Annotated in this window: 1 protein-coding gene; it reads right to left on the reverse strand. The window is 38.2% G+C overall.

Annotated elements, in window-relative coordinates:
- Positions 1-288, reverse strand: a 288-nt coding sequence (locus ACWA1B_RS22505) for a hypothetical protein (protein ID WP_456910819.1), incomplete at both ends; no start/stop codon positions are given.

A 288-nucleotide genomic window follows, 5' to 3' on the forward strand; every position in this document is an offset into this window, starting at 1 on the left:
CATCCGCTGTTGTGAAAGGCGGAACTGCAGAACAAGTAGCATCTTTGTTTGGTGTAACTGTAAGTACCAACTGATCATTAACAACTAATGTTGTTTTTTCCTCACAACCATTATCGTCTTTAATACTTAAAACATAAGATCCAGGGGCTGTTATTGTTTTTGTTGGATTTGTACTATAAACTCCATCAATACCATATAAAGCCGTTCCTCCATATACAGTACCCGTAATGGTTACACTTGCAGTTCCTGTAAAACAAGTTGTCGGAGCAGGATCTATTGTTGGTGCAT

Source organism: Flavobacterium xizangense, from assembly GCF_054075145.1.